Source organism: Prosthecomicrobium sp. N25 (genome assembly GCF_037203705.1).
GTDB lineage: Bacteria > Pseudomonadota > Alphaproteobacteria > Rhizobiales > Ancalomicrobiaceae > Prosthecodimorpha.
The window spans coordinates 1,809,858-1,829,723 of record NZ_JBBCAT010000001.1 but is presented as its reverse complement, the minus strand read 5'-3'; the positions used below and the strand labels follow the sequence as shown (position 1 = coordinate 1,829,723).

Sequence of the window (19,866 nt, the reverse complement as noted above, 5' to 3'; positions counted from 1 at the left end):
TTTTCCCGCACCGCGCACCGCGGCGTGATGATCGGGGGCGAAGGATCCGGAATCGACCGACCGGGTGTCGAGCGCAGCGTCCCTGCCCCTTCGATCTCTGCCACACGGCGGTTTGCGACGAAAAGAACCGCTGCCGTGTACCCCTTACGGGGCTTTTCCCCACCCGTACAACACCTGTTGCGTGATACCCCATCGTGCGACGGGGCCGCAACACCGCCGTGATCACGTCTTCTATCGGTTTTGTAACCATGGCGCCGGAGCGGATTGAAGGTAGACTTCCCGAGGGACCGCGGCTTATGTAGGCCGACGGTCAGGGCAGGCACCTGAAATCACCGATTGACATTACAGTACAGCGTTAGAGCTGAGGCGCGATCAGGGGAGCATGATTCGGGTGGTTGCGGCGCGCGAGAAGCTCGATTTGCGTCGCGTGACGGCGTTTTCGAAGGGAATCATCGGGATTCCGCATCTCGGAACCCTTCTCGGCACTGAAGAGTTCGTGCCGCGCGCCAAGGCGAAACTGGAGCCGCAGGTGCTCGATGCGGTGGTCGGCTGGGGCTACAAGGCGACCGCGACCCGCGCCCGAATCTTCGCCGCCCGTCATCACGTTCCCTACGTGGCGCTCGAGGACGGGTTCCTGCGCTCCGTCGGGGCCGCCTTCAAGCTGCCGCCGATTTCCATCGTGCTGGACGACCTCGGCATCTACTACGAGGCCCGCCAGCCGTCGCGACTCGAATGGCTGATCGGCCGGGCCGGGAACGACCCGGGGCTGATCGCGACCGGACGCGAGGCGCGGGCGAAGATGATCGCCCTCCGTCTCTCCAAGTACAACGTCGCGGCGACCGCGACCGCGGAGGCGGTGCTCGGCCGCCGGCGGCGGGTGATCCTCGTCGACCAGACCTTCAACGATCAGGCGGTCACGGGAGCCGGCGCCGGCGCGCGCAGCTTCCGGCGCATGCTCGACACGGCGCTGGAGCGATTCGCGGCGGCGGACATCGTGGTGAAGTCCCACCCCGACGTGGTGGCGGGCCGGACGCGCGGCTACCTGGAGGCGGAGGCGCGGGCGCGCGGGGTGGCGGTGGTCGCGGAGAACGTCGATCCCTACGACCTGCTCGACTTCGTCGACGAGGTCTGGACCGTGTCGAGCGGGCTCGGCTTCGAGGCGATCCTCGTGGGCAAGCCGGTGCGCTGCTTCGGCGCGCCCTTCTATGCCGGGTGGGGCATCACGGACGACAGCGGCGTGGAGCCGCGCGCGCAGGCCTGGCTGAAGCGGCGAAGCCCGGGCGCCAACGCCGACAGCCTGGCGGCGGCCGCGCTCGTCGCCTATCCCCGCTACGGTGACCCGGTGCGATTCGAGCCCCTCCACGTCCTCACCGCCATGGACCGGCTGGCGGAATGGCGCGAGAAGTCGCGCAACCCGCGCGATCTCGTCGGCGTCGGCCTCGGGCCAGAGAAGCGGCGGATCGCCCAATCGATCTTCGGCGGCGGGCCCGGGCGGCTCGTCTTCGCCAAGGCGGACTCCGCCCTGGCGGTCGCCGAGAAGGCCGCGGCATCGCTCCTGGTCTGGACGGACCGGATCCCGGCCGCCCTGGAGGCGGAGGCGCAGCGGCGGGACGTCGGCGTGGTCCGGTTCGCCAAGAGCGTGCTGAAGCCGTACGGGCTGGAGACGCCGTTCGTTCCCCTGCCCGCCGTGGCGGTCGACGACGTCGGCCTGCATCTCGACGCCTCGCGTCCCTCTCGCTTCGAGGCGCTGGTCGCCTCGACCGATTTCTCCCCACTGCTCGTCGCGCGCGGGCGGGCGTTGCGCGAGCGCTATCTCGCGATCGAGGCCCGCGCCGCCGTCGACCTCGGGACCGTCCGGCGCGACATCGCCGGCAAGGCGGGGCAGCGCCCGGTCGTGCTCGTGGTCGGGGAGCCGGCCGGGAGCCCGGCCGTGCGCCTCGGCACCACGCGCGTCGCGAACACAAAGAGCCTCCTGGCGGCGGTGAGGGCCGAACGGCCGGACGCCTTCCTGGTCTATTTCGAGGCGGCGGAGGACGCGAGCCGGCGCCGGGGCGGCTGGCTGCCCGCCGCGGTGCTGCGCGAGGGGGCCGACCACCTGATCCGCGACGACCGTCTGGCCGGTCTCCTCGACCTCGCCGAGGAGGTTCACGTCATGACCTCGCAGCACGGCTTCGACGCCGTGATGGCCGGAATGCGGGTCGTCGCCTGGGGCGCCCCGTTCTACGCCGGCTGGGGTCTCACGGAGGACCGGGAGCCGATCCCGCGGCGCGCACGCCGGCTCGACGCGGATCAGCTGGCGGCGGTAACCTTCGCGCTCTACACGCGCTACATCGACCCCGTCTCGGGGATCCCGTGCGAGGCGGAGGACTATTTCGCGCGGATAGAGACCCTGCGCCGGGGCCGATTCCGCAGCCACCGGCCCCCCGGGCTTCTCGGGCGGATCCTGCAGATCGCCTCGCGGGCGCGGCAGGCGATCCGGATCCGGCTGGACGAGCGCCACGGGGCCTGACGACAGGGGCCCCGGCGCGCCGGCCGGTCGTTCACACGACGATCGTCAGCCGCTCCGCCGCGCGGGTGACGCCGGTGTAGAGCCAGCGCTCGCGATGTTCCCGGAATGCGAAGGCCTCGTCGAACAGGACGACGTCGTCCCATTGGGAGCCCTGGGCCTTGTGGACCGTCAGGGCGTAGCCGAAGTCGAACTCGTCGGATGAGCGGCGCATCTGCCAGGACAGGTCGCCCTCGGTGCCCTCGAAGAAGTCGGGCAGGACGGAGACGTGGATCCGCGCCTTGCCGCCGGCCTCGTCGGGGGCGACGTCGTATTTCAAGTAGCCGCTCTTGGGGTCCTTGCGGCGCGTGACGCGAAAGATGCCGCCGTTCTGCAGCCCCTTGGACTTGTCGTTGCGCAGGCAGACGAGCTTCTCGCCGACTTCCGGATGGGGGCTGGTGTAGCCGCGCAACTCGCGGATCCGCTTGTTGTAGTTGTGGCGGGTGCGATTGAGGCCGACCAGCACCTGGTCGGCGGCCAGGATGGTCTCTGCGTCGATCGCGCGGCGGGGAATGACGCGGCTCTGCCCGTAGGTGCCGATCTCCAGGCGGCGCCCCTCGCGGATGTCCATGGACATGCGGACGATCGGGTTGTCGGCCGCCTGCCGGTGGACCTCGGTCAGCATCACGTCGGGCTCGGCCTCGGTGAAGAAGCCGCCGCCCTTGATGGGCGGAAGCTGGGCCGGGTCGCCGAGGACCAGGGTCGGCTTGCCGAAGGAGAGCAGGTCGCGGCCGAGCTCCTCGTCGACCATCGAGCATTCGTCGATGACGATCAGCTTCGCCTTGGTGACATCGCTCTGGCGGTTGAGAGCGAAGGAGAAGGTCTCCTCCTCCTCGTCCTCGCCCGCGGCGCGGCGCGGCCGGTAGATCATGCTGTGGATCGTGGTGGCACCCTCGCAGCCCTTCGAGCGCATCACCATGGCGGCCTTGCCGGTGAAGGCGCCGAAGGCGACGTCCCCGTCGATTCCCCCGGCCACGTGCCGGGCGAGCGTCGTCTTGCCGGTGCCGGCGTAGCCGAACAGGCGGAAGACCTGCTGGCGCTTGTCCTTGAGCCAGTCGGCGACGGCCTTGAGGGCTGCATCCTGCTCGCTCGACCAGTCCACGGACACTCCCTCCCGGTATGCGAGAACGAAACGAGAATAGCCGCAACCCTAGCGGCTCGGGGCGGGCTCGGCAAGCGGGCAGGCGCCGAGGCGATTCCTGCGACTTGCCAATACGTTGAGATGTCAGGGCGGAGCCCCGGTACGGGCCGAGTCCGGTCAGTATTCGCCCTGTTACACCAGCATCCGATACTGGCGCCATGAGCGGGCGGGAGGGACCGGACCGGAATGCCATCGGGTACGGTTTGCTGATGACCTTACGTGAGCAAGTCACCAATGCTTGAACATATTGTGGAAAGACGGTCGCCCGAACGTGGCGTTAATTGTTTGTTAACCTCCCTCATGCATACTGATCCTCGGTCGGATCGATTCTCGGTTCGGCCTTGCCCTCCGGGGCGTCTCCTCCCATGACTTGGGCCGCCGCATAGACGGCCCTTTTTTTTGCCCGAACGCCCCCCGTGCGGCGCGCGCAGGCCTGGCGCGATCACCCGGCCCTTGCCAGCGGGTGCGCAGGCGAGGCAGGGTGCGGCGTTCTTTCGGAGCAGCCTCGATGATCCTTCCTGAAATCGCCGCGGACGAGCACGAGTTCGTGTCGCTGCGCCGCCACCTGCACACCCGCCCGGAACTCGGCTACGAGGAGTTCGAGACGAGCGACCTGGTGGCGCGACTGCTCGGCGAATGGGGCTACGAGGTGCGGCGCGGACTCGGCGGCACGGGCGTGGTCGGGACGCTCCGGTCCGGCACCGGGGGGCGCAGCCTGGGCATCCGCGCCGACATGGACGCGTTGCCGATCGAGGAGGAGACCGGCCTCCCCTACCGCAGCCAGACACCGGGCAAGATGCATGCCTGCGGGCATGACGGGCACACGACGATCCTGCTCGCGGCGGCGCGCCAGCTCGCCCGCTCGCGCCGCTTCGACGGGACCGTCCACCTGCTCTTCCAGCCGGCCGAGGAGGGCCTCGCGGGGGCGCGGCGGATGATGGACGACGGGCTCTTCGAGCTCTTTCCCTGCGATGCCGTCTTCGCGCTCCACAACTGGCCGAACCGGCCGGCCGGAGACTTCCTGTTCAAGCCCGGCGTGCTGATGGCCGCCGCCGACCACGTCGAGATCACCATTCGCGGCAAGGGCGGCCATGGGGCGCATCCGGAGCAGACGCTCGACCCGGTCGTCGCCGGCGCCTCGACCGTGATGGCCCTGCAGTCCGTCGTGTCGCGCAACATCGATCCGCAGGATCCCGCGGTGGTGACGGTCGGCGCCTTCCAGGCGGGACAGGCCTCGAACGTCATCCCCGAGACCGCGCTCCTGAAGCTCAGCGTGCGGAGCTTCGACGAGAAGATCCACGACCAGCTCGAACGGCGAATCACCGAGATCGCCATGGCGCAGGCGCTGAGCTACGGCTGCACCGCCGAGGTCGACTATCGCCGCATTTATCCGGTGCTGGTCAACGCCGAGGCCGAGACGGCCTTCGCGCGCGCGGTCGCGGTGGAGGTCGCCGGCGAGGGGCGCGTCCGGGACGTGGTCCGGCCGACGCCGGGCAGCGAGGACTTCGCCTTCATGCTGCAGGAGAAGCCGGGCTGCTACTTCATGCTGGGCGCCGGCGACGGGCCGATGCTGCACCACCCGAAGTTCGACTTCAACGACGCGATCCTGACCCGCGGCGCGAGCTACTGGGTGCATCTGGCCGAGCGGTTCCTGCCGAAGGCCGCGTGAGGCCGGCGGCCGTGCCCCGGGGGGCACGGCCGGCGAGCTCGCCTCAATGGAAGCGCGAGGCGAGTTCCTGCTCGGTCGGGAAGCGTCCGTCGGGGGTTACCTGGTCGACGGCGTCGGGCAGCTCGTCCGCCAGTTCGGCGAGGAGCTGCTTACGCGGCATGCCGGTGCGCCGCTCGAGTTCCTCGATGGCCTCGGGCCCGAGCACGCGGGCCAGTTCCTCCGGAGCCATCCGGCGGTTCTGGCCGGTACCGACCCAGCTGTCGACGTGGTCGCCGTAGCCGTTGCGGCGGAACTGGTCGAAAAGGCCGCCGAGGCCACCCGAGCCGCCGCCGGCGAGGCCGCCCAGGAGCCCGCCGAGGCCGCCGCCGAGCCCGCCTCCCGAGGAGCCGCCGAAGAGACCGCCGCCGGCCTGCTGGCCGCCGCCGAAGAGGCCGCCCAGCATGCCGCCGAGCCCGCCGCCCTGGCGGGTGGCGTCAGGGGTGGAGCCGCCAGAGCGGTAGCTCTGGAAGGCCTTCGCGGCGAGCAGCAGCATGAGCGCCTTCACCATCGGCGAGGTCGCGCTGCCGCCGCCCATGGCGGGGCCGGCGCCGCGGTTCAGAAACGAGTCGAGAAGTCCCATGCTTCACCTCCATTGTCGGAGGGTCAACGCGCGGGGACCGGACGGGTTCGAACGGAGCCGTGGGGGAGCGGCGCGGCGATGCTGCGTCAGACGCGCATGCCGAGGCGGCGGGCCTTTTCCAGGCGAGGGGGCGGGTCGATGAAGGCGCCCGGCTCGTTGACGGTGCGCGCCTCGAGGCGGCGGACCATCTCGGCGATGGCGACCTTGCGCCCCTCGCGGTTGTAAAAGCTGCCCTTGACCTGGGTGGTGGCCGCCAGGGCGCGGATGAACTTCAGGCGCAGTTCCTCGTCCGGGGGCTCGGCCTCGGTCCAGAACTCGTCCAGCGTGCCCTGGAAGGTCAGTCCGGGGATGTCGAACACGGCGACGCCCAGGACCATCAGCGGACAGCCGGCCCGGATGGCGTAGAGGCCGACCGTCGAGTTGACCAGGATGGTGCCGAGCGCCGTCTCGACTAGGCGATTGAGATTGCCGCCGTCGATGACGCGGACGCGGGGGCGCACGTCGTGGCGGCGGGCCGAGGCCATGACGACCTTCTGCCAGCGCTCCAGGCCGTTGTCGAGCGGGTGCACCTTGAAGACCAGCACGGTGCCGAGCGGGGCGTTGCGGGCGAAGGAAGCAATGGTCTGGTCGATCGCCTCGTGCAGGCGGCTGTAGGGGGAGTTGTCGCGGATCTGGTAGTCCGACTGGAGCTGAAGGGCGAAGATGTAGAAGGGCCGCGGGCCCAGGATCACCTCGCGCATGACGCGCTTGGCGTATTTGCGTTGCCAGCGGTCGCGGATGAGGCGCCAGAGGGTGCTCAGATAGTCCTTCAGCGGGTTGTAGTACTTGTCCGCGTGGTAGCGCGGAAAGCTCATCCAGGACAGGAACAGGCTGGCGAGGTTGTAGATGACCTCGTTCGAGGCCTCCTGGAAGAAGGTATAGGGGTACTTGATCTCGAAGTCCGGGTCCGGCGCATGGTCGGCGATCCGGCGGATGATCTCCGGATCGTTCGGAAAATGCGAGTAGGTGGACATGCCGTCCCGTTCGACGGTGATCCAGTCCGGGCGCAGGTAGCCGAACTCCACCGCCGTCACGTAGATGCCCCGCTGGCGCGCAATCTCGTTGGCGACGACGTGGTAGGGCAGCCGGTCGGCGTAGTAGAGGATGTCGGTCACGCCCTCGCGCTCGATCAGGGCTTCGAGCCAGGACCGCCAGGCCTTGAAGCTGCCGCGGTAGTTGATCGCCCCGCGCTTGCGCCAGTAGAGCCAGTCCCCGGCCGACAGGTTGACCCGCAACGTCTTGTGACCGGCGGCGTCGAGCGCTTCGGCGAGCTCGTACCAGAAGCGGGACGGCGGCCCTTGCAGGAAGAGAAAGACGCGGCGTTCGGACATCGATCACTGGTGCTCCGCCCCCGGGCCGGCGCTCCGTTCGCGTCGCACCGGGCGGAAGCGCGAGGCGCGCGGCGGCCAGGGGCGGATCTCGGAACCGAGCCCGGATTCGGCGGGAGGTGTGGTCCTGGGACCGGGCGCCCCTCCTATAGCGACGCGGGTCGGACGGGTCAATTTTCCGAGTGTTTCCGCGAAGTTCGTCAGCGCGGCGTCAGACGGTGCCCGAGAAGGTGTCGGATCCAGGCCTCGGCCACCACGCTCGCGCGCACCAGGGCCCGGAAGCGGGTGGCCGGGGGCGGCGCGACCCGTCCCTCGCGGATCTGGGCGATGCGGCGGACGATGTCCTCCACCTCGCAGGGCAGGCGCGAGACCGGGTCGACATAGGCCGGATAGAGAATCAGCGCGACGGCGACCAGTTCGTCGAGGGAGAGGCGGCGGCGGCGGCGCGGCGTGTGCTCGCGGTCCGCGGTGAGCCCCCATCCGGCGTAGAAGGGCAGCCCCCAGGTGGTCACCGGCACGCCGCGCAGGAGCGCCTCGAAGCCGGCGAGCGAGGTCATCGTGTGGACCTCGTCGGCGGCCTCGATGGCCGCGATGGCGTCGCCGCGCCGGAGCACCTCATCGGCGTGCTCCAGCACGAGCCGGTCGGGGAGCCAGCCGGCGCGGCTCCGGGTCACCAGGTCGGGATGCTCCTTGTAGACGATGTAGGCGTCGGGCCGCTCCTTCCGGATCGCGGCGAGGAGCGCCAGGTTGCCGGTGACCGCGAAGGTGCCGGTACGGATGGCGGCATCGTCGGGCACCTGCCCGGGCGCCAGGATGACCGGCCGCCCGCCGGACCGGGCGCGGAAGTCGAGCGCCTCGGCGGCGAGGTTGTACTTGGTCACCCGGGCGGCGACGATCGCCTCGCGCAAGGCGCGGGCGCGCATCAGCAGGGCCTCGTCGAAGACGGCCGTCTCGGCGAGCCGCTCGAAGCGGGAGGGGCGCCGGGCGTCGTAGTAGAGGCCCTCGTCGTCGAGGGCGAGGGAGGCCGGGATGGTCTGCATCGTGCCGAGGCCGACCGATCGGATGAAGCCGTCCTCCAGGCGGTCGATCCGGAGGCCGGCCCGAGCCGCGGCCTCGTCGAGGGCGGCGCCGCCGCGGGTGCCCCAGACGGTCAGCCGCGCGCCGCTCCGGGCCGCCGCGCGGATCGCGGAGGCCGGACGCGACGCCACGGCGACGGAGGCCTCCCATCCCTCCAGGAAGGTGCGGGCGGTCCGGGCCTTCTGGGCCGAGAAGCCGTAGGCGATCCGGTTCGCGCGGCGTCCGGCGTAGCGCCGGCGGAGCCAGGCGAGGAGGCCCAGGCCGGCTTCGGCGTCGACGGCGGCGCCCGTGAACGGGTCGGCATAGCGGGCGTCGTCCACGAAGGCGATCCGTGCGAGGTCGAGCCGCTCGGCGGGCGCGAGGCGCCGGCCCGCGAAGGGGGCGAGCCAGTCGGGCGCCGCGGCCAGCACGGCGCGGCGGCCGGCGAGCAGGGCCTCGAGCCCTAGGAGGCCGCCGGCGGCATAGACCGTGTCGATGCCGGCGAGGAGGTCCGGCCGGCCGCGGTCGGGGCGCAGGCGCAGTCCCTCCCGAACCGCGAGGGCGGCGAGGATGGGGGGTCGGCCGGCCGCAGCCCTCGGATCCACGGGCACGACCGCGACCGCGCCGTCGCCGTGGCGGGCGCGGGCCTCGGCGAGCAGGCCGAGCAGACGGTCGGGGTCGGCGGTGCCGTCGTCCGCGGCGTCGGCGACCAGCGCGGTCACCGGGCTGTGGGCCTCGGCCGGGTCGTCCAGGGCGGCGGCCGAGGCGGCGAGCAGGCGGTCGCCGAGCACGAGGTCGAGGATGCCCTGCAGGACGGCCGCCGAGGGGACGGCGGCGCCCTGCCCTGCCCGGGTCCGTGCGCCGGCCGGCACGGGCTCGCCGGGAATCGGCTCTGCGCACAGCCTGGCGGCGATGTGGGCGATCCCGAGCGAGGGCGGCGAGGCGGGGCCGAGGGGCAGCGGCTCTAGGCGGAGGAACGGCAGGCGGAACCGGCGCGCATGATCGCGCCCGCGTGCCTCGAGCCGCGGGTCCAGGCCGCCGATCACGCGATCCACCCTGCCGCCCTCGTCGTCGCCCGGCGAGGGGACCACCTCGTCGGCGTCGCAGAGGGCGGGCAGCCAGGCGGCCGCGGCCCAAGGCTCCGGCAGGAAGACGGCGGCGCGGACCGGGGCGGGCCGGAGCCCGGGGCCCGGGGCCGGGGCGGGCTCTCGCCCGGCGGGGCGGCGGCCGGGTTCGGTCGGGCTCGTCACGGGGCCTGCCGGCGCCTCTCGCGCTCGCGAGCGGTCTCGTCGTCGGGGTCGACCACGGCGGCGAAGCCGCGCATGCCGAGGTCGGCGATGACGGTCGGGACCAGGTTGGAGAGCCAGATCGACAGGACCAGCGGCCACGGGAAGGCGATCAGCGGGCGTCGGCGGGCGACCCCGCGGACGATCAGGGCGGCGGCGCGGTCGGCCGAGATCTCGAAGGGCTTGGCCCCCTTGTGGCGGTTCGCCATCGGGGAGGTGACGAAGCCGGGGCAGACGACCGTCACGGCCACGCCGGCGGGGCGCAGCCACTGGCGGAGCGAGTCGCCGTAGAAGCGCACCGCCGCCTTGCTGGCCGAATAGGTCGGCATGTCCGGATGGGCCTGGAGGCCGGCGAGCGAGGAGACCAGCACGATATGGCCGCGGCGGCGCGCGCGCATGCGCTCCACCACCGCCGAGACGGTGGCGATCACGCCCTTCAGGTTCACGTCGACGAGACGCATGGCGGTGTCGAGCGGCTCGGCGGAGCGGTCGGGACCGAGGCCGGCGGCGACGCCGGCATTGGCATAGAGGACATCGATGGGGCCGGTATCGTCGACGTCGGCCAGGAAGGCGGCGAGGCGGTCCAACTCGCGGACGTCGAAGATGCCCTCGCGCACCGTCGCGCCCTTGGCGCGAGCCCCGGCGGCCACGGCGGCGAGGCGGACGGGGTCGCGGCCGGTCAGCGCCAGAGCCACTCCGGGGCGGGCATGCGCCAGCGCCAGGGCGGCGCCGATGCCGCTGGAGGCACCGGTCACGACGACGGTGCGGGGGTCGGCGGAGGGGTTCATGCGCTCCTCATGCGGGCGATGCGTTCGGGCAGGTCCGGCAGCCCCGCCTTCAGGCGCTCGACGACGCCCTGGACGGCGGCGGCCATGCCGGGCTCGGTGTAGTAGTCGCCGCGGATCTGGGTGGTGTGGACGAGCGCGCGGACGAAGGCGGACGCCAGATCGCGGTCCGGCGGGCGGCGGCCGGCCCAGAAGCGGTCGAGGCCGTCCTGGAAGGTCAGGCCGGGGATGTCGAAGACGGCGCCGCCGAGCGCGATCGTCGGGCGGCCGGCCTGGATCGCGGCGATGCCGACCGTGGAATTGACCGTGACGACGCCCTCCGACCCGGCGATCAGGCGGGCGAGGTCACCGCCGTCGATGCAGTCGACCCGGCCGGCCGCGCCGGCCTCCGCGGCCGCTTCCGCGACGAGCTTCGCCCAAGGGGTCCGCAGGTTGTCGAGGGGGTGCAGCTTGACGACGAGGCGCGCGGCGGCGGGGGCGTGGCGACCGAAGGAGGCGACGACGGCGCGCATGGCCGCCGGCATGTCCGGGAAGGGCGAGTGGGCGCGGATCTGGAAGTCGCCGGAGAGTTGGAGGGGCAGGACGTACCAGGGCGCGGCCCCGGCCTCCAGCTTCTCGACGACCGCCGCGGCCGCGGCCTCGGGGCGCCGGCGGGTCAGCAGCTTCCTGCCCCAGAGCAGGTATTCGACGACCGGGTTGTCGATCGCGTAGCGCCGGTAGCGCGGATAGAGGGGCGTGCCGAACACCTCGCCCAGATGGTAGGCAAGGTCGTTCAGCGCGAACCTGAGGAACGGCGTGCGGAAGCGGACGGAGAAGTCGGGCTCAGGCGCCTCGGCGGCGAGGGCTCGGACGAGGGCCGGGTCGCGCGGAAAATGGGAGAGGGCCGACAGGCCGTCGCGCTCGAAGGTGATCCAGTCGGGCCGGAAGTAGCCCATCTCGAAGACCAGCACCCTGATGCCGCGCCGGCGCGCCTCAAGGATGGCGAGGCGGTGATACTCCCGGCTCTCGTTGTGGACGACCAGGTCGGTGGTGCCGTGCTCGTCCATGAGGCGGCCGACATGGTCCTGCCAGGCGTCGAGGCCACCGCGATAGTGCAGCGCCGGGCGGCGCCAGAAGAGCGCGTCGCCGGCGTGGAGCAGAACCTTCACGACGCGGTGGCCCTCGGCCTCAAGCGCGGGGGCGAGGCGAGCCTGGAACGGCGAGCAGGGGCCGAGGAGGAAGAGGAACGAGCGGGTCCCGGCCCGCGGGAGGGCCGCGGGCGCCTCAGCGGGGGCCGGGGACGGTCTGGACAGCATGCGCGGACCCTACAGAGCGCGCCGGCCGCCCGCAACGGCGCGCCGGCCCGGCACCGGGCTACTTGCCCTTGCCGAGAACTCTGAGGTCGGTCGCCACGCCGAGGACGCCGCGGGCGCCGCCCGTCGTCCGGTTGACGATGTCGACGAACTTGGCGAACTCCACCGAGGGCGCCGTGGCCACGTAGATGATGTCCTTGTCGCGGACCCACATGGACTTGGCGATGAAGAAGCCCTTGGGATCCGACAGGTTCAGCCGATAGACCGTCGGCACCTTGGCGGGTCCCGTCCAGGGCTGGTCGGGCCGGATGCGGCGGACGAGGCTCGGCTCCTCGAAGCGGAACACGAAGACGCCGGTGGCGTCCGCGGCGAGCGTGTTGAGGCCCCCGCCCCGGCCGATGGCCTCGGCGAGGGTGACGGTCTTGGTCTCGAACTTGATCTCGCGGGGCTCGGGCACGGCGCCGAGCAGCGTGTAGGTCTGCGGCGCGAAGGAGAGCAGGATCTCGTCGTCGGCCTGCAGGTAGACGTTGTTCTCCGGCACCAGGACCAGGTCCTCGAGAAGGATCGAGGCGGTGTCGTGTCCGCGCTTCAGGGTGACGGTCGTCTCGTAGGTGGTGAAGCGCGAGCCGCCGGCCAGCGCGACCGCGTCGAGGAGCTTGGTGCCGCCGACGTTGACCGGATAGCGGCCGGGCTTGGCGACGTCGCCCACCACGGTGGTCGAGTTCGCCTGGCTGTTGACGACGTTGACGAGGACCTGCGGCTGGATCGCCTTGTCGGCGAGGCCTTCCTGGATCGAGGCGCGCAACTGCTCGGCGGTCTTGCCGGCGCCCTTGGTGCGGCCGACATAGGGCACGAAGAGATTGCCGGTCTCGTCGATCTGGACCTGGAATTGGGCGCCGCGCGTCTGGGTGTTGGCGAAGAGGCCGTTGTCGCCGGCCTCCATGATCCGGATGTCGACCACGTCGCCGATGCCGAGCGGCAGCCGGCGGGGGCCCGAGCGAATCGAGAAGCGGTCGGCGAAGACGCGCGGCCGCCAGGGGCCGACGACCTTCACGACGGGCTCGTCGAGCGGCAGGATCAGGTAGTTCTCGACGGCGAGGCCCTGCTCGACCGCGGCGCTGGTGATCACGTTGGCGGACGGGCCGTCCGAGGGAAGCGTCGAGCACCCGGCGAGCGCGCAAGCGAGCCCGGCGGCGGCCGAAAAGCCGCGAAACGACCTGAACGCAATACTGGATGTCGTCACCGATGCCCCCGACGGCCGTCCGGCCGTTTCCGTCTGCCCCGACCCGCGGCGGTCCGCCGCCCCGAACCGAACCCGCTAGCGCATGTGATCCCTGATCGAACCCGTCACCATGAAGCTGATGGCCCAGATGGCGAACAGCGCCAGGAAGGCGATGAACGCATAGCGTCCGCGCTCCGGATACTCCGAATCCTGAGCCTCGCGGGGCGACACGAACAAAGCCAGATAACGCTGATTGCGCTCGCTGTCGATCCGGCTCCGCTCCAGCGCCGAGAGTGCGGTGACGTAGGCGGTCTGGGCGAATTCGCGCTCGGTGACGAGTTCCTGGTAGCGCATGAGCTGGGCGGACAGGGCCGGGCCGGCACGCTTGCTCACCGCCACCTTGGCCTTCTCGTCGGTGATCTGCTTCTCGATCGCGTCGACGCGGCTCTGCTGCACCACCACGCGCGGCGACTGGGGGCTCATCGTCTGCAGGAGCTGCTTCAGCTCCGCCTTGAGCCGCGTCGCCTCCGCCTCCAGGGCGTTGATGTTGACCTGGTTGGCCGTGGCGACCGCCGTCGGGTCGACCGCCCCGATCTCGCTCTGATACTTCTCCACGGCGAGGCGCGCATTGCGCAGGCGGTTCTCGGCATTCTCCACCTCGCGCTCGCTGTCGCGGACGAGGTCTCGCCGGGCGCGCTGGGTGATGTTGTTCACCAGGGCCTCGGTCATCTTCAGGATCTGCTGGCCGACGCGGCGGGCGTCCTCGGCCGAGAAGGCGCGGACGCGGACGCTGACGATGCCCGTGTACATGTCGAAGGTGACCGCCATCATGGAATTCATGTACTTGGTCATCTTCTCGACCGACACGTCGTTGTCCATGCGGTACCAGTAGTCCGCGCGCCCGATGCTGTAGACGCTGCGCAGGTCGACAGCCTTGTTCAGGTCCTCTACGAATTCGCGCGATTGCAGATACTCGGTCACGATGTAGCTATCGGCGAGGTCGGGCAGCGAGGCGGCCGGCGAGGCGACCATGCCGGCCAGCGCACCGGCGCTGGCGCTGGAGGTCTGCGCATTGCGGACCGCGAAGCGGAATTCGGAGTGGTACTGGTCGATCGCCCACAGATAGAGGTAGGCAGAGATGCCGATCGCCGGGAGGATGACCATCAGGACGAAGGACCAGAATGCGGCGCTGCGGGTCCGCGTACCCTTGTCGGCCTTGCCGGCCGCGACCTTCTTGGCCTTGACCTCGCCGAGGCGGGCGAGGAGACGGCTCGAGGCGATCTCCGGGATCGGCAGGGCATCGGGGGAATTGTCCTGGTCCGGCCGCGGGTTTGCCCCGCCTTCCTTGACGCGTCCCTTGCGGTTTCCGATCTCGACGAGGTTGCCGACCGGTTCGGCCGGCTTGGCCTCCTGCCGGGTGCCGGGCGTCTCGATCGCCGCAGGGTCGACGTCCTCGGGGATGTCGGCGACCGTCAGCCCCTCGCGCTCCGCACGGCGGCGGCGCGCTTCCAGGCGACGAGCCTTCATGTCCTCGGGCGAATTGACCAGATCGACCACTAGGCATTCTCCAGCGAGCGCAGCAGGCACTTGAACTCGGCGATACCCTCTTCCAGGCTTTCGAAATAGAAGAGGTGGCCGTCGACGAGGACCGCCGCGCAGTCGCAATAGGCCCGGATCGTGGCGAAGCTGTGCGACACCATGATCAGCCCCGACTGGGCCCTGCGCTCGGCGAAGGCACGCTGGCACTTCTCCCTGAATCGGTCGTCGCCGACCGCCGTGACTTCGTCCACCAGATAGCAATCGAAGTCCAGGGCCATGCAGAGTCCGAAGGCGAGCTTCTGCTTCATGCCGGACGAATAGGTCTGCATCGGCATTTCGAAATAGCGGCCGAGCTCCGAGAAATCGAGCACGTAGCGGCAGATCTCGTCGGGGTCCTCGCCGTACACGCGGGCGACGAAGACCGCGTTGTCGCGGCCGGTCATCTGCTTGTCGTAGCCGCCGTTGAAGCCGAGCGGCCAGGAGATCCGGCCGCGGCGGCGGATCTCGCCCCGGGTCGGAAGCTCGGTGCCGGCGATCAGCTTGAGCAGCGTCGACTTGCCGGCGCCGTTCGGACCCATGAGGCCGAGGCTCCGGCCGGCCGGGATGTCGAAGTTGACGTCGTTCAGGACGACCTTCGCACCTCTCTTGCCGCCATATTCCTTCGTCACGCCGCGCAGGCTGACGATGGAACGGATCGCTGGCCTCACCGCGACGTTCATCGGTCCTCGACTTTCACCCGATCCTCAGGCCCCGAGCCTACGACAAGGGCCGTCGGACGGTAAACATCCGCTTGCACGACGCCGCGCAAGAGCTTGTCATCCAACCGATAACCCTCGGTTAACGATGGGGCGCGGGTCCCCAGCGGGCGGCACGTTGCCGGGCGATCGGGCCGGAAATGTGGTGCGCGGGCGACGCCGTCGCCGGATCACCCGGTCCGTGACTTTTTTGCCGGCTCGATGACATAAATGCAACGCCCTAGCCGGGCTTGTGGTGGGCATGCCAATGCCAGGCGATGTCGATCCGGCGGGCGCACCAGACGGCGTCGTGACCGGCGACATAGTCGAGGAACCGGGCGAGCGCGGCGGCGCGGCCCGGCCGGCCTACCAGCCGGCAATGGAGGCCCACAGAGAGCATCCTGGGGCTGGTGGCGCCTTCCTGGTAGAGGACGTCGAAGCTGTCCTTCAGGTAGGTGAAGAACTGGTCCCCGGCGTTGAAGCCCTGCGGGGTGGCAAACCGCATGTCGTTGGCGTCGAGGGTGTAGGGGATCACGAGATGCGGCTCGCGCCCGCCGTCGACCCAGTAGGGCAGCTCGTCGGCGTAGGAATCCGAATCGTACAGGAACCCGCCCTCCTCCATGACCAGCTTGCGGGTGTGGACGGAGGACCGGCCGGTGTACCAGCCGAGCGGCCGCGACCCGGTGACCTCCGTGTGGATGCGGATCGCCTCGGCCATGTGGGCACGCTCCTCGGCCTCGGTGAAGTCCTTGTAGTCGATCCACTTCAGGCCGTGGGAGGCGATCTCCCAGTCGGCCTCCTTCATGGCCGCGACCGCGTCTGGGTTGCGCATCAAGGCATGGGCGACGCCGTAGACCGTGACCGGGATCTGCCGTTCCGTGAACAGGCGCCAGAGGCGCCAGAAGCCGACCCGGGAGCCGTACTCGTAGATCGACTCCATGTTCATGTGACGCTTGCCCGGCCAGGCGGCCGCGCCGACGATCTCGGACAGAAAGGCCTCGCTGGCGGCATCGCCGTGGATGATGGCGTTCTCGCCGCCCTCCTCGTAGTTGATCACGAATTGGACCGCGATACGGGCGCCCCCGGGCCATTTCGGGTCCGGCGGGTTGCGGCCGTAGCCCGCCATGTCGCGGGGGTACTTGGGGTCGGTCATGACGCCTCGCTTGCCGAAAGGAACGGCGGGAGGCTGGACCCGATCCGGTCCGGTTTCAAGGCTCCACGCGCGGGGATCCGATATCCGCCGGACGGGCACCCGGAATTGCGAGGTGGCTCAGCGTCCGCCGCCGGACTGCCGCCGCGAGGACAGGGGGACCAAGCGGAAATCGGGATGCCCTCCGCCGCCGCCCGAGCGGCCGGAGGGATCGGCCCCCAATCCCATCACGGCCGTTCCCATGGCGACGCTACAGAAGGTCACCAGGAACCCGAACACGAGGAGCAGAATGGGAACGAGGCGCTCCTCGGCGGTGACGATGAGGCTGCGCAGGTTGCCGACGTCGAAGGCGATCACGGCGCCGCTCAGCACGATCGCGACCGCACCGCCGGCCAGCATGTTCCAGGCGAGCAGGCGGAGCAGAGGCTCGGAGTCGCGGCCGGTGCGCGGGTTCGGCAGTTCGGGGCCCCTCGTCATGGCGCATCCTCTCCCGTCTGGTCGCTTCTCGCGGGGGCGACCGACCCTCTCCTCGTCACGCCACCGGGCAATGCCCCTTGGCGCCGCCGCCAACCGGATCCTAGTCCCGTACGATCCGTCCGAGCCAGTGGTAACTCGGCCTTCCGATCTAGGCAGGACTACGGAGACTCCATTCCTGCGGATCACCATAATGGATTCTGCGACGCTTTACCTCCTGTGAGACTTGACCGTACCCTGAGGGCACTCGATTCGTTGCCGCGGAGGGCACCGCCCGTGTCGCTGCGTCCGCTTTCCGGTCCATCATCCGCCCGGCGGGGGCCCCCGTCGAGCCGGCCCGCTGACGCCCTCGACCGCCGGATCGCGGCCATGCGGGCCGTGGTGGCGGCCTCCGGCGCCGGCACGACCTCGGACGTGCTGAGGATCTTGCGCGACGCCTTCCCGGATGCCTCGCTGGCCGATCGCGTCGCGGCGCTGGAGCCCGGCGCGGACGACTGAGAATCAGACGGTCGGCTCGCGACCGTCCTCGCCGTCGTCGGGCGGCTCCCGGGTCGTCTTGCTTTCCAGGTCCTCGCGCTGGCGGGCCCGATACCAGGACCAGCCGACCGGGATGAACGCGAGATACGCGATGGCGAGGAGGGCCAGGATCGGGAACGGATAGGCCACCAGGGCGGCAACGAAGAGCACGAGCAGGACCGAGACCGGGATCACGCGCTCGCGCGGGACGCGGGTGCCCATCTTCTTGCCCGAGAAGGTCGGGATCGTCGACACCATCATGAAGGCGACGAAGAGGGCGTAGACGGCGATGACGGTCGCGATCGCCCGGTTGTGGGGGATGGTTATGAAGTCGTTGAGGTAGAGCGGCAGCAGCACCGTGACGGCACCGGCGGGGGCCGGCATGCCGGTGAAGTAGTTGGCCTGCCAGTCGGGCTTGGGCTTGTCGATCATGACGTTGAAGCGGGCGAGCCGCAGGGCGCCCGCAATGGCGAAGGCCAGGACGGCGAGCCAGCCCAGCGAGCGGATCTCTTCGAGCATCCAGATGTAGAGCAGGAGGCCCGGGACGACGCCGAAGTTGACGAAATCGGCGAGGCTGTCGAGTTCGGCGCCGAACTTGGAGGTCCCCTTCACCCAGCGGGCGACGCGCCCGTCTACGGCGTCGAGGAGCGCGGCGAGGACGACTGCGCCGACCGCCCATTCCCAGCGCTCCTCGAGGGCCATGCGGATGGCCGTCAGGCCGGCGCAGAGCGCGAGCAGCGTCACCAGATTGGGCAGGACGATGCGGAACGGCACGGCGCGGAGCCGGATGAAGCGCCGGCCCGTGCGGGTCGACTGATGGACGACGGGCGGGAAGAGATCGCTCATGGGACGAGGCCTCCTCAGCTGACGCGGACCACCGTGTAGCCCGAGCCCGGGCGCGACAGGTCGGCGAGGACGGTCTCGCCCGCGACGGTCGTCTGGCCGACGGCGACGAGCGGCACCGTGCCGGCGGGCAGGTAGACGTCCAGGCGGGACCCGAAACGGATCATGCCGAAGCGGTCGCCGGCCTGGATGGTCTCGCCCTCCTTCACCCAGGAGACGATGCGGCGTGCGACGAGCCCGGCGATCTGCACGCAGCCGATCGTGTGGCCGGCGCCGGGGCGCTCGCCGGTCTCGATGACGAGGCCGTTGCGCTCGTTGTCCTCGCTCGCCTTGTCGAGCTCGGCATTGACGAACTTGCCGGGCTTGTAGGCGATGCGCAGGATGCGGCCGCCCACCGGCGCGCGGTTCACGTGACAATTGAAGACGTTCATGAAGATCGAGACGCGGATCCAGCCCTCGTCGCCAAGGTCGAGTTCGCGCGGCGGCACGGCGGGGCCGACCTGCGAGACGCGCCCATCGGCGGGCGCGACGACGAGGCCCGGCGAGACCGGCGTGACGCGCGGCGGATCGCGGAAGAAGGCGACCACCCAGATGGTGAGCCCGAACAGGACCCAGGCGAGCGGGGACCAGACGAAGGCGGCGACCACGGTCGCCAGGGCGGAGCCGGCCACGAAGGGATAGCCTTCCCGGTTCACCTTCGGGACGGCGGTTGCGATCGACTTCAGGACGGAGCTCATCGGAGGGTGCGGGTCCTCTGTTCGGAACGGGACGCGGCCCGGCGGGGCGCCTGCCCTCAACGCGCCGGGGCGGGTGACGTTTCGCACGGATCCGGCGGGATGGGAAGGCGAGGCGCCGGCGCTTTACTCGAAGCCCTCGTTGGGGATCTTCAGGAGCCGGCCGCAGTGCTTGCAGTGCACGGCGTCGATGTCGTGCTGCAGCAACCCGCAGTCGGGGCATTCGAAGTCGACCTTGTTGGGGCGGAACATCACCTGGGCGAGGCGCACGAAGAGCGACACGCCGAAGATCATGATGACCACGGAGAGAAGACGGCCGCCGGTCCCCTCCAGGGTGATGTCGCCGAAGCCGGTCGTGGTCAGGGTCGTGACCGTGAAGTAGAGCGCGTCGGCGTAGTTCTCGATCTTCGGGTTGGAGCGGTGCTGGGTCTCGTACACGATCGCGGTCATCAGGAAGATGAAGACCAGGAGGTCGAGGCCGCTCATGAGGGCGGCGCGGTTGTCGCGCACGAAGGCGAAATCGCCGCGCAAGCGCTCGATCAGCTTGTAGGAGCGGAAGAGCCGGAGGGTCCGGGCGATCCGCAGGAAGGCCAGTCCCTCCCCGGCGAGCGGCGCCAGAAGCGAAACGACGACCACCATGTCGACGAGGCCGAGCGGGTGCAGCAGGTCGCGCAGACGGTTCTGCGAGATCCAGAGGCGGGCCGCGACCTCCAGGAGGATGAGCAAGCCGATGGCGAGGTCGACGACCTCGATCCACGGGCCGCGCGGCAGGAAGGACGTCGCCACGATGAAGGCGATCGTGGAGAAGTCGAAGAGCACGATGCCGAGCCGGAAGCGGTGCGCAGCCTCGCCGTCGCCCTCGTACAGGTCCCGGATGCGGAGCTTGAGGTTCAT

The 19,866-nt window shown here is 70.4% G+C and carries 17 protein-coding genes; 3 read left to right on the top strand and 14 right to left on the bottom strand.

Annotated features, from left to right (window positions below):
• The first annotated feature begins 382 nt into the window (after positions 1-382).
• Positions 383-2,509, top strand: coding sequence for a capsular polysaccharide export protein, LipB/KpsS family (locus tag WBG79_RS08265; protein WP_337356629.1), 2,127 nt, complete (start codon positions 383-385; stop codon positions 2,507-2,509).
• Between the two features lie 31 nt (positions 2,510-2,540).
• On the opposite strand, the gene WBG79_RS08260 is transcribed toward WBG79_RS08265, so the two are convergent.
• Positions 2,541-3,647, bottom strand: a complete 1,107-nt coding sequence (locus WBG79_RS08260; protein ID WP_337356628.1) for an ATP-dependent DNA helicase — start codon at positions 3,645-3,647, stop codon at positions 2,541-2,543.
• A gap of 547 nt (positions 3,648-4,194) precedes the next feature.
• Here WBG79_RS08260 and WBG79_RS08255 point away from each other — a divergent pair.
• Complete coding sequence (locus WBG79_RS08255) at positions 4,195-5,355, top strand: M20 aminoacylase family protein (protein WP_337356627.1); 1,161 nt, start codon at positions 4,195-4,197, stop codon at positions 5,353-5,355.
• Between the two features lie 43 nt (positions 5,356-5,398).
• Here the strand turns inward: WBG79_RS08255 and WBG79_RS08250 are convergent, their stop codons facing one another.
• From WBG79_RS08250 to WBG79_RS08205, 10 genes are all read right to left on the bottom strand, one after another.
• Positions 5,399-5,974, bottom strand: a complete 576-nt coding sequence (locus WBG79_RS08250; protein WP_337356626.1) for a YidB family protein — start codon at positions 5,972-5,974, stop codon at positions 5,399-5,401.
• A gap of 86 nt (positions 5,975-6,060) precedes the next feature.
• On the bottom strand, positions 6,061-7,344 hold the full coding sequence (locus WBG79_RS08245) for a capsule biosynthesis protein (protein WP_337356625.1): 1,284 nt from the start codon (positions 7,342-7,344) through the stop codon (positions 6,061-6,063).
• A gap of 197 nt (positions 7,345-7,541) precedes the next feature.
• Positions 7,542-9,647, bottom strand: coding sequence for a capsular polysaccharide export protein, LipB/KpsS family (locus tag WBG79_RS08240; RefSeq protein WP_337356624.1), 2,106 nt, complete (start codon positions 9,645-9,647; stop codon positions 7,542-7,544).
• On the bottom strand, positions 9,644-10,471 hold the full coding sequence (locus WBG79_RS08235) for an SDR family NAD(P)-dependent oxidoreductase (protein WP_337356623.1): 828 nt from the start codon (positions 10,469-10,471) through the stop codon (positions 9,644-9,646). Before WBG79_RS08235 ends, WBG79_RS08240 begins: the two co-directional genes overlap by 4 nt.
• Complete coding sequence (locus WBG79_RS08230) at positions 10,468-11,763, bottom strand: capsule biosynthesis protein (protein ID WP_337356622.1); 1,296 nt, start codon at positions 11,761-11,763, stop codon at positions 10,468-10,470. Before WBG79_RS08230 ends, WBG79_RS08235 begins: the two co-directional genes overlap by 4 nt.
• 58 nt (positions 11,764-11,821) lie before the next feature.
• Positions 11,822-13,003 carry a polysaccharide biosynthesis/export family protein gene (locus WBG79_RS08225; protein ID WP_337356621.1) on the bottom strand — a complete coding sequence of 394 codons (1,182 nt, stop codon included), beginning with the start codon at positions 13,001-13,003 and terminating at the stop codon, positions 11,822-11,824.
• A gap of 75 nt (positions 13,004-13,078) precedes the next feature.
• Positions 13,079-14,539: a hypothetical protein gene (locus tag WBG79_RS08220; RefSeq protein WP_337356620.1), complete on the bottom strand. Its 1,461-nt coding sequence runs from the start codon at positions 14,537-14,539 to the stop codon at positions 13,079-13,081.
• A complete protein-coding gene (locus tag WBG79_RS08215) occupies positions 14,539-15,207 on the bottom strand; it encodes an ABC transporter ATP-binding protein (RefSeq protein WP_443147446.1) in 669 nt (222 codons plus the stop codon). The genes WBG79_RS08220 and WBG79_RS08215 overlap by 1 nt, the downstream gene beginning before the upstream one ends.
• Positions 15,208-15,496: 289 nt before the next feature.
• A complete protein-coding gene (puuE, locus tag WBG79_RS08210) occupies positions 15,497-16,408 on the bottom strand; it encodes an allantoinase PuuE (protein WP_337356618.1) in 912 nt (303 codons plus the stop codon).
• Positions 16,409-16,525: 117 nt separating this feature from the next.
• Complete coding sequence (locus WBG79_RS08205) at positions 16,526-16,882, bottom strand: hypothetical protein (protein ID WP_337356617.1); 357 nt, start codon at positions 16,880-16,882, stop codon at positions 16,526-16,528.
• A 366-nt stretch (positions 16,883-17,248) separates the two neighbouring features.
• Between WBG79_RS08205 and WBG79_RS08200 the strand changes: the two genes are divergently transcribed.
• On the top strand, positions 17,249-17,377 hold the full coding sequence (locus tag WBG79_RS08200; protein ID WP_337356616.1) for a hypothetical protein: 129 nt from the start codon (positions 17,249-17,251) through the stop codon (positions 17,375-17,377).
• Between the two features lie 3 nt (positions 17,378-17,380).
• On the opposite strand, the gene pssA is transcribed toward WBG79_RS08200, so the two are convergent.
• The 3 genes from pssA to WBG79_RS08185 form a co-directional block, all read right to left on the bottom strand.
• Positions 17,381-18,241 carry a CDP-diacylglycerol--serine O-phosphatidyltransferase gene (gene pssA, locus WBG79_RS08195; RefSeq protein WP_337356615.1) on the bottom strand — a complete coding sequence of 287 codons (861 nt, stop codon included), beginning with the start codon at positions 18,239-18,241 and terminating at the stop codon, positions 17,381-17,383.
• Positions 18,242-18,255: 14 nt separating this feature from the next.
• The gene (locus WBG79_RS08190) at positions 18,256-18,975 is read right to left on the bottom strand and encodes a phosphatidylserine decarboxylase (RefSeq protein WP_337356614.1); all 720 of its coding nucleotides are present in this window, start codon (positions 18,973-18,975) and stop codon (positions 18,256-18,258) included.
• Between the two features lie 123 nt (positions 18,976-19,098).
• Entirely contained in the window at positions 19,099-19,866 is a 768-nt protein-coding gene (locus tag WBG79_RS08185) for an ion channel (protein WP_337356613.1), read from the bottom strand.